10 protein-coding genes and 1 pseudogene are annotated in these 7,702 nt (G+C 62.7%); 7 read left to right on the forward strand and 4 right to left on the reverse strand.

Features of this window, described 5'->3' with window-relative positions; translation table 11 throughout:
* Positions 1 to 198 precede the first annotated feature (198 nt).
* Genes MKI86_RS16275 through hmuQ form a run of 3 tightly spaced genes read left to right on the forward strand, consistent with a single transcriptional unit; the run spans position 199 to position 1,182 of the window.
* The gene (locus tag MKI86_RS16275; RefSeq protein ID WP_241602549.1) at positions 199 to 594 is read left to right on the forward strand and encodes a DUF2325 domain-containing protein; all 396 of its coding nucleotides are present in this window, start codon (positions 199 to 201) and stop codon (positions 592 to 594) included.
* Positions 591 to 857: a hypothetical protein gene (locus tag MKI86_RS16280; RefSeq protein WP_241602485.1), complete on the forward strand. Its 267-nt coding sequence runs from the start codon at positions 591 to 593 to the stop codon at positions 855 to 857. The genes MKI86_RS16275 and MKI86_RS16280 overlap by 4 nt, the downstream gene beginning before the upstream one ends.
* A 10-nt stretch (positions 858 to 867) precedes the next feature.
* Positions 868 to 1,182, forward strand: a complete 315-nt coding sequence (gene hmuQ, locus MKI86_RS16285) for a heme-degrading protein HmuQ (RefSeq protein ID WP_241602488.1) — start codon at positions 868 to 870, stop codon at positions 1,180 to 1,182.
* Between the two features lie 84 nt (positions 1,183 to 1,266).
* On the opposite strand, the gene MKI86_RS16290 is transcribed toward hmuQ, so the two are convergent.
* Complete coding sequence (locus MKI86_RS16290; RefSeq protein WP_241602491.1) at positions 1,267 to 1,632, reverse strand: DUF423 domain-containing protein; 366 nt, start codon at positions 1,630 to 1,632, stop codon at positions 1,267 to 1,269.
* A gap of 4 nt (positions 1,633 to 1,636) precedes the next feature.
* The gene (locus MKI86_RS16295) at positions 1,637 to 2,047 is read right to left on the reverse strand and encodes a group II truncated hemoglobin (protein ID WP_241602493.1); all 411 of its coding nucleotides are present in this window, start codon (positions 2,045 to 2,047) and stop codon (positions 1,637 to 1,639) included.
* A gap of 132 nt (positions 2,048 to 2,179) precedes the next feature.
* Here MKI86_RS16295 and MKI86_RS16300 point away from each other — a divergent pair, with 132 nt between their 5' ends.
* The 4 genes from MKI86_RS16300 (at position 2,180) to MKI86_RS16315 (ending at position 5,061) form a co-directional block, all read left to right on the forward strand.
* The gene (locus tag MKI86_RS16300) at positions 2,180 to 2,740 is read left to right on the forward strand and encodes a TetR/AcrR family transcriptional regulator (RefSeq protein WP_241602495.1); all 561 of its coding nucleotides are present in this window, start codon (positions 2,180 to 2,182) and stop codon (positions 2,738 to 2,740) included.
* A gap of 35 nt (positions 2,741 to 2,775) precedes the next feature.
* Complete coding sequence (locus MKI86_RS16305; protein ID WP_241602497.1) at positions 2,776 to 3,117, forward strand: DMT family transporter; 342 nt, start codon at positions 2,776 to 2,778, stop codon at positions 3,115 to 3,117.
* A 107-nt stretch (positions 3,118 to 3,224) separates the two neighbouring features.
* Positions 3,225 to 4,010 (forward strand): ThuA domain-containing protein, encoded by a 786-nt coding sequence (locus MKI86_RS16310; RefSeq protein ID WP_241602499.1) that lies wholly within the window; start codon positions 3,225 to 3,227, stop codon positions 4,008 to 4,010.
* Positions 4,011 to 4,017: 7 nt separating this feature from the next.
* The gene (locus MKI86_RS16315) at positions 4,018 to 5,061 is read left to right on the forward strand and encodes a Gfo/Idh/MocA family protein (RefSeq protein ID WP_241602551.1); all 1,044 of its coding nucleotides are present in this window, start codon (positions 4,018 to 4,020) and stop codon (positions 5,059 to 5,061) included.
* 2 nt (positions 5,062 to 5,063) lie between these two features.
* Here the strand turns inward: MKI86_RS16315 and MKI86_RS16320 are convergent, their stop codons facing one another.
* Together MKI86_RS16320 and MKI86_RS16325 are read right to left on the reverse strand one after the other, a co-directional pair.
* Positions 5,064 to 6,080, reverse strand: coding sequence for a substrate-binding domain-containing protein (locus tag MKI86_RS16320; protein ID WP_241602500.1), 1,017 nt, complete (start codon positions 6,078 to 6,080; stop codon positions 5,064 to 5,066).
* 1,394 nt (positions 6,081 to 7,474) lie between these two features.
* Positions 7,475 to 7,612 (reverse strand): annotated as a pseudogene (locus MKI86_RS16325) (arsenate reductase (glutaredoxin)); the annotation flags it as partial.
* Positions 7,613 to 7,702: the final 90 nt, after the last annotated feature.

Raw genomic sequence — 7,702 nt, forward strand, 5'->3', positions numbered from 1 at the left:
AAGGCGAAGATTGCCGAGCGTGACCGGCGTATCGCCGACCTGGAACGCCAGCTGGCCGCGCTCAGGAAGCAGATGGCTGACGCGCCGCAAGCCGTTGCAGCAGTGGTGCCTGCCATGGCGCAGGCCGAGGTTAAGGCGCAGCAAAGTGTGGAAGTGACCACCATCAAGCGCAGGACCGGCGAAGCGGAGAGGAAAGCCATGCGTGAGAAGAACAGGCAGAAGCATCAGGCCCGCCGGGACGTCGAGGCGGACCAGAGGTCCGACGGCAAGGCCGAGCTCAAGGGACGCAGTTTCCTGTATGTCGGCGGCCGCGATTGCCAGGTGGCGCATCTCAGGCAGATCGCCAGCTCCTACGGTGCAAACCTCATCCACCACGACGGCGGTCTGCGCGAGGCGGTCTCGCGCATCGACAATGTGCTGCCCTCGGTCGACTGCGTCTTCTGCCCCATCGACTGTATCAGCCACGATGCCTGCATCCGCGTGAAGACGGGCTGCAAAAAGTGGGAGAAGGCCTTCGTGCCGCTGCGCAACGGCAGCAAATCCTCCTTCGAGCGCGCCTTGCAAAGCATGAGCCAGGGAGACAATGTGCAGTGAGTGACGAGAGACCCGAGCCCTTCATGATGATCGGCCTTCACAAGCTCGCCGCGCTTAATGGTGACGGCCTCGTGCCGGAGCTCTACGAATGGATGGCAAACCGGCAGGAGATGCTGAAGAGCGGGAATGTGACGGAGTTCCCGCTCCGTAATGTCCGTTCCGACCGTTCGGCCGGTTTCGAAGGCGAACAAGGGCTTGATGCGCGCAACGACAATGTCGTAGCCTTCCCGGTGCCGCATCGTCTGCGGTGGGAAAAGCACTGAGAGGTCTTGAATGTTCGTCGCCATGAACCGCTTCCGCATCGCCGTAGGCCATGAGGAGGCTTTCGAGAATATCTGGAAGGGGCGGGAATCGAGCCTCGCCGAAATGCCCGGCTTCAAGACCTTCCACCTGTTGCGTGGCGATACGGATGCCGACGAAGGCTACACGCTGTTTGCCTCCCATACCGTTTGGGCGAGCAAAGATGACTTCGTCGCCTGGACGAAATCGGAAAACTTCCGGCAGGCGCACAAGAATGCCGGCGACAATCGCGCCATGTATCTCGGCCCGCCGAAATTCGAAGGTTTTACCGCCGTCGTCGGCGCCTGAGACGACCTTCGCCAGCGTCGATTCATGACGGCCCGGTGTGTTATCACGCCGGGCCTTTTACGTCGCAGGCAGGACGAAGCGCCGTTAGGCGTCTTTGCGCGGCAGGACGGCGCCCAGTGCCACGGCCAGCCATCCCGCCATCATGATGACGCCGCCCGTCGGCGCGGACATCGGGAAAAGCCCATGGCCGACGAAGTGGCGCATGACGAGATCGCCCGCGAAAAGCGCGGTTCCCACAATCATCAAGAGAGCGGCCAGCGGTGCGGTGCGCACGGACCGCCAGGCGCTGTAGAGCGCGATCAGCGCAGGGGCGTGCGCAAGGCACATTGCCGATGCGCCCGCCATCAGGCGCGGGTCGCTGCCATGGGACGCGGCGGCAGCCGCCACGATGCCGGTAAGGCCCATAAGGCCGGCGATCATAAGGCTCGTCGAGCGAAACGAAAACGACATGGGTTCAATCCTGGTTCTGCATGTGGTGGGCAAGGCGCGTCACAGGCTCGAGAATGATCTTTCTCAAGCCCTCGCTCGGCACGGTCTCCTCCAGCGCCTGGACGAAACAGAGGAGCCATTCGTCGCGCTCCGCCGGGCCGATCGACGCATCGAAATGCCGGCGGCGCAGCATCGGATGCCCGCGCTTTTCGGTATAGAGCGGCGGGCCGCCCAGCCAGCCTGTCAGGTATTCGTAGAGCTTTTCCTCGCTGCCGGCGAGGTTCGGCGGGTGGATGGCACGGCACCGCGCGGCTTCCGGCAGGGTATCCATCAACTGGTAGAAACGACGCGTCAGCGCGCGCACGCCGACGTCGCCACCGACGGCTTCGTAAAGGGTGATCGTCTCTCTTCCCTGACCGTCGGGTTCGTCCGTCATGGTGCTCTTCCGTTTGGTCCGTCTTACCGCCTGCCCTCAGGGCTGGCAATGTCGATGCGATGCCTGCGACGAAGCGCGCCGCGCGGTATCGCTTGGCATTGACAGAAAACCGTCCAGACGGTATGTTTTTTCATGAGCAAGGCACATCATCGTAAGAAACGTCCAGAAGCGGTCCGCCGGCAGGTGCTGGCGGTGGCAGCACGCCTGTCGCTGGAAAAGGGGCCGGCGAGCGTGACGCTTGACGCTGTCTCGCAGGCGGCGGGGGTCAGCAAGGGCGGCCTGCTGCACCATTTTCCCAACAAGCTTTCGCTGCTCGACGGCCTGTTCGACGACCTGACACAGGATCTGGATCGGGTTCTGGCCGAGCTGATGCAGGTCGATCCGGAGCCGAAGGGCCGGTTCACCCGTGCCTATATCGCCACGTTCTTCCAGCCGGAAGGACTGGAGGATGGCGATAGATGGAAGGTGCTGACCGTCGCGCTGATTTCCGAGCCGCATCTACGCGACCGGTGGCGGGAATGGTTCGACCGGCACCTCGTCGAGAATATCGGCACAGACTCGTCACTCGATGCCACGCTCGCCCGCTACGCGGTGGACGGTCTGTGGCTCGACGACCTTCTCGGCGTGTTGGTCATAGACACTGCGATGCGTGCGACCCTGTTGAAGCGGCTGCTGGATATGTCCCGTCTCTGATCGTCCTGTTGGCGCCTGCGCGCCGGAGCAAAGCCATGAACCCCGCCATTGTCTATGCCGTCCTCGTCGTCGCCATTGTTTTTGAGGTACTCGGGACCTCCGCCATGCAGGCCGCACAGCATTTCACCCGCCTCGTTCCCACCTTGGCGATGGTCGTCTGCTACGCCATCGCTTTCTTCTTTCTGTCCTGGAGCCTGCGCTATGTGCCCGTTGGCATCGCCTACGCAATCTGGAGCGGGCTGGGCATCGTTCTGATTTCGCTCGTCGGCTATTTTGTCTTCGGTCAGAAGCTCGATCCGGCGGCCCTTGTCGGCCTCGGTCTCATCATTGCAGGCGTTCTTGTACTGAACCTTTTCTCCAAGTCGACATTCCACTGAAGGATACCGGAATCCGCAGTGCATCCCGCTTGCAAAGAATCGGGACTGGTTCTAACGATTCGGGAAAATTGAAAGCGGTTTCAATTTTGGCTTCAGAGGAACGACACATGGCGATACGCACCATTGTATGGGGTGAAAACATCCACGAGCAGACGAACGCGATCGTCCGCTCGATCTATCCCGACGGCATGCACAACACGATCGCCGACGCGCTCAACAGGGATGCCGCCATCCAGGCCACGACGGCCACGCTTCAGGAGCCGGAACACGGCCTCAGCGAAGAGCGCCTTGCCGAGACCGATGTGCTTCTGTGGTGGGGCCACAAGGACCACGGCGCCGTCGATGATGCGGTGGTGGAGCGTGTCGCCAGGCGCGTCTGGGAAGGCATGGGGCTGCTCGTCCTTCATTCCGGCCATTTCTCCAAGATCTTCAAACGGCTGATGGGCACGCCCTGCGCGCTGAAATGGCGCGAGGCGGGCGAGCGCGAGCGCCTGTGGGTGATCAATCCGCGTCACCCGATCGCGGAGGGCCTCGGTGAAAACTTCGTTCTGGAAAACGAGGAGATGTATGGCGAGCAATTCTCGGTGCCGGAACCGCTAGAAACTGTCTTCATCTCTTGGTTTGCCGGCGGTGAAGTCTTCCGCTCGGGCATGACATGGCGACGCGGGGCCGGCAACATCTTCTACTTCCGTCCCGGCCATGAGACCTACCCGACCTATCACGATGCCACCGTTCAGAAGGTGCTCGTCAACGGTGTGAAATGGGCCTTCAATCCGCAGGGCACCTATGCGGCCATCCATGACGCGCCGAACGTGCCCGTCGAACAGGCGCTGGAACCGATAGAAGAACGCGGCCCGAAACTGCATGAAGCCGGCGAAGCCGGATATCGTTGAGGTTTCCATGCGTCTTCTCATTCTCGGAACCGGCGGCATGGCCAAGGCCCATGCCCAGCATTTTGCCGCGATCCCCGGCGTCACCCTCGTCGGTGCCGTCGATGTGGATCCGTCGCGCGCAAAAGCATTTGCCGATATGCACGACATTCCCAATGTTTTCACCTCGCTGGACGATGCCATTGCGTGGAACGGCTTCGATGCCGCGACAAACGTAACGCCCGACCGGGCGCACCACCCCACCACGCTTGCACTTCTGGCTGCCGGCAAACATGTCATGTGCGAAAAGCCGCTGGCTGAGACCTATGCCAAGGCCGACGAGATGGCGCGCGTTGCAGAGGCCTCAGGCCTCGTCAACACGGTCAATCTCACCTACCGCAATGTCGCGCCGCTTCAGGTGGCGCGCACCATGGTTCTGGCAGGCGAGATCGGCCATGTCCGCCATGTCGAGGCCTCCTACCTTCAGAGCTGGCTCGTCTCGAAGGCCTGGGGCAACTGGGCGACGGAAAGCCAGTGGCTCTGGCGCCTTTCCACACGTCACGGTTCCAACGGCGTCCTCGGCGATGTAGGCATCCACATCCTCGACTTTGCAAGCTATGGCGCGGCGAGCGATGTGGAGCATGTTTTTGCGCGGATGAAGGCCTTCGACAAGGCGCCGGACAATCGCATCGGCGAATACGATCTCGACGCCAATGACAGCTTCACCATGACGGTCGACTTTGCGAACGGCGCGCTCGGGGTTATCCATGCCAGCCGCTGGGCCACGGGCCACCTCAACGAGCTGCGCCTGCGCATGCATGGCGACAGAGGTGCGCTCGAGGTGGTGCACTCGACGGAAGGATCGAGGCTACGCGGCTGCCTGGGCGAGGATGTCGAAAAGGCCATCTGGCGTGATATCGATGCGGGGTCGGTTCTGACAAACTATCAGCGCTTTGCCGCTGCCGTAGAAGCGCGCATAACCATCGAGCCGGGCTTCCGCCACGCGGCCGACCTTCAGAAAGTGCTCGATCTTGCCATGGAAACAGAGAAGGAGCGGCGCGAACTCGCCGTGTGATCTCAGGCCAGGACAGGGCGTGTGGAGTCTCGCACGATAAGCTCGACCGGCCAGACCTCCTGTAAACTGTCCGGCTCCTCGCCTTGCAGCAGCCGCACAGCCATGTCGCCGATCCGCTCGCCGGCCGCGCGGATCGGCGATTGCGTCGTCGTGACGGCCGGAACGAGATTTTCGGGGCTGAGATAGGGAAAGACGTCATCATGGGCGACGATCGCGACATCGGTTCCGGGCGATAGCCCCGCGACGCGGATGGCCCGCATGGCGCCGAGCGCCGACATCATGGAGCCCGCAATGATCGCGGTGGGCGGGGAGGGCAGGCCGAGAAAGCACTGCGTGAGGCGAAATCCGGTCTCGTCGGTAAATTCGCCATGGCTCATCAGGGTGGAGTCGGGCGTCAGGCCATGTTCTGCCAGCGCCGCGCAGTAACCGTCTTGGCGGTCGCGGGCAAAGGTGCTGGCCGTATCTCCGTTGATAAAGGCGATGCGCCGGTGACCCAGCACGGCAAGATGCCGCGTCGCCTCTGCGATCGCTCCGAAATTGTCGATGTCGAGAAAGGCGAAGGGCTTTTTTGCTTCGCTCCTCCCATGGACGACGAAGGGAAGACCGAGCGTCTGGAGAAGCGCGATCCGCTTGTCCCTACAGGTCGGCGTATGGAGGATTACAGCATCGACCCTCTTGCTCGCGGCGAGCCGGCGATAGGCCGCGATTTCCTCCTCTTCAGTCTCGACGGTCGAGACGAGAATATCGATGCCGTCCCGTTGCAGGCGCGTCGAAAGTCCGCCCATGAACTCGCTTGAATGCGGGCCGAAGCGTCCACCGCCCTGGAACACGATGCCGATGGCGCCGGCCCGGCCGGTCGCAAGGCGTTGCGCGCTGATGTTCGGCCGGTAGCCCAGCGTCTCGGCAGCCTCCAGCACCCGCGCGCGCGTTTCCGGCCGCACTTCCGGATAGCCGCTCATCGCCCGGCTCACCGTCGTCGCTGACAGTCCGATGCGGCTTGCGAATTCCTTGAGGTTCATACGGGTCTCTGCGCGCTTGCGGGTGAAAGGTCTTTATGGACGCTGAGGTGTCGCGCGACAAGCATGCAACCGCGATCCGATGACACGTGCCTTTACAGGTTGCAAAACGCCACTTGATATCTGTTAAAAACAAGTTAAAGTCTTATTATTAGCGATAAAGTTGCATTCCGAGGTGTGTCGCCTCGGGCTGAAAAAGTGCTTCAACCGACAGGTTGGCAAAAGCCCTTCCTGTCGGACGGCTTCCTGCGTGCGCCGAAAACACGCTGCGATACATCCGGGGGCAGGCATGCAGGTTGACGCAAGGCAGCGGGCGGCGTCGGGTTCGCTTGCGTGGTCGGACAGTTTGAGGGCGTGGGGCGCCTGGTGGAGGGGCCGGCAAGGGACCGGCGGGGCGGTCGGCTGCCCCGCCGGTCCTGTTGTTTATATGCACAGCGAGACGGGGCGGCGCCGGGCCTATCTGCGTGCGCTCGAGCGGCTGTTTGGCGCGCGCCATGGGCGTCTGCGCGATCTCTTCCTGGCGCGGGCGGCAGTCGTCTTTCTCGCGGTCGAGGAAACATTTCTTCTTTATGTCCTGGTCGCGCTTGTGCGCGCCCTGCTCGGCCGGCGGACGGTGGGCTTGTTGTTGCGGCCCATGCCGATCGCCGTTTCTCCGCGCCTGCGCTACCGCTCCAAGCGCATGGTGCTGCGCGTGATGAAGCGTTGTCGGCTGGTCCGCACGCTGACCATCGTACCGTTCAGCGTCTTTCCGGCCTTCTCCGCGATCGCCGACGATTGGATCTACGACTTCCAGCTCTGGGATGTGACAGAAGAGGAGCGTAAGGCCGTCGAGCGCCTGCGCCGGAAGCGCCGTCCAGGAAACCGTTTCGTGATGACGGCTCTAGGCACCCAGAGCCGTTGCAAGGGCTTCGATCTCTTTGCGGATGCCTTTGCCCGCTTTTCCGCCCTGCGAAAGCGCTTTACCTTTCTTGCCTGCGGCAGGGTCGCGCCCGATATTGCCGAGCATGCGCTGGTGCTGGAGGAGGCCGGCGGCGTGGCTGTGGATCGCGTCCTGTCGGATGCCGAACTGCTGGGCGCCTATGCGGCGAGCGATGTGATCTGGTGCCTCTATCCGCGTGCGGGCGATCACGCCAGCGGCATCCTCGGGCGGGCGGTGCAGCTCGGCATTCCCGTGGTGGTGCGGCAGGGCTCACTTGCCCACCGTCTTTGCACGGTGGAAAATCTCCTGCACATCGCGGTGGCGCCGGAACAGATCATCGAACGCCTGACCGGTCCCCTGCCGCCGCAAAATGCGGCCTGGGGACGGTACGCGGCTCGACGGTTCGCCCAAAGAAGCGAGGTGACGTTGCGTGCGGCTTTCGGCATGGCGCCCGCGACGGCAGCGCGAAACGCCGACGTCAGCCAGGATGTGTCTCCGGCAGCATCTCCAGCAGATGCTCCGACGGCCGGCAGAGCCGCACCCCTAGAGCCGTCCTGACAAACGGCCGGTTGATCAGGACCGGCACGGCAATTATCCGGTCGAGCAGGGCATCGTCGATCACATAGGAGGTAAGCATCCGAGCGGCCACGCGGCATCCGTACGCGCGAGTTACGGCAAATCGTTCTATAGTAATGAGGTTCGGTCG

Source organism: Shinella sedimenti (genome assembly GCF_022601905.1).
Classification (GTDB): domain Bacteria; phylum Pseudomonadota; class Alphaproteobacteria; order Rhizobiales; family Rhizobiaceae; genus Shinella; species Shinella sedimenti.

Bases quoted from the DNA above. Each gene is read 5' to 3' on its own strand.
- MKI86_RS16300 (WP_241602495.1), top strand. From the start codon at position 2,180: ATGAGCAAGGCACATCATCGTAAGAAACGTCCAGAAGCGGTCCGCCGG.
- MKI86_RS16320 (WP_241602500.1), bottom strand. From the start codon at position 6,080: ATGAACCTCAAGGAATTCGCAAGCCGCATCGGACTGTCAGCGACGACG.
- MKI86_RS16295 (WP_241602493.1), bottom strand. From the start codon at position 2,047: ATGACGGACGAACCCGACGGTCAGGGAAGAGAGACGATCACCCTTTAC.
- MKI86_RS16305 (WP_241602497.1), top strand. From the start codon at position 2,776: ATGAACCCCGCCATTGTCTATGCCGTCCTCGTCGTCGCCATTGTTTTT.
- MKI86_RS16290 (WP_241602491.1), bottom strand. From the start codon at position 1,632: ATGTCGTTTTCGTTTCGCTCGACGAGCCTTATGATCGCCGGCCTTATG.
- MKI86_RS16275 (WP_241602549.1), top strand. From the start codon at position 199: ATGCGTGAGAAGAACAGGCAGAAGCATCAGGCCCGCCGGGACGTCGAG.
- MKI86_RS16315 (WP_241602551.1), top strand. From the start codon at position 4,018: ATGCGTCTTCTCATTCTCGGAACCGGCGGCATGGCCAAGGCCCATGCC.
- MKI86_RS16310 (WP_241602499.1), top strand. From the start codon at position 3,225: ATGGCGATACGCACCATTGTATGGGGTGAAAACATCCACGAGCAGACG.
- hmuQ (WP_241602488.1), top strand. From the start codon at position 868: ATGTTCGTCGCCATGAACCGCTTCCGCATCGCCGTAGGCCATGAGGAG.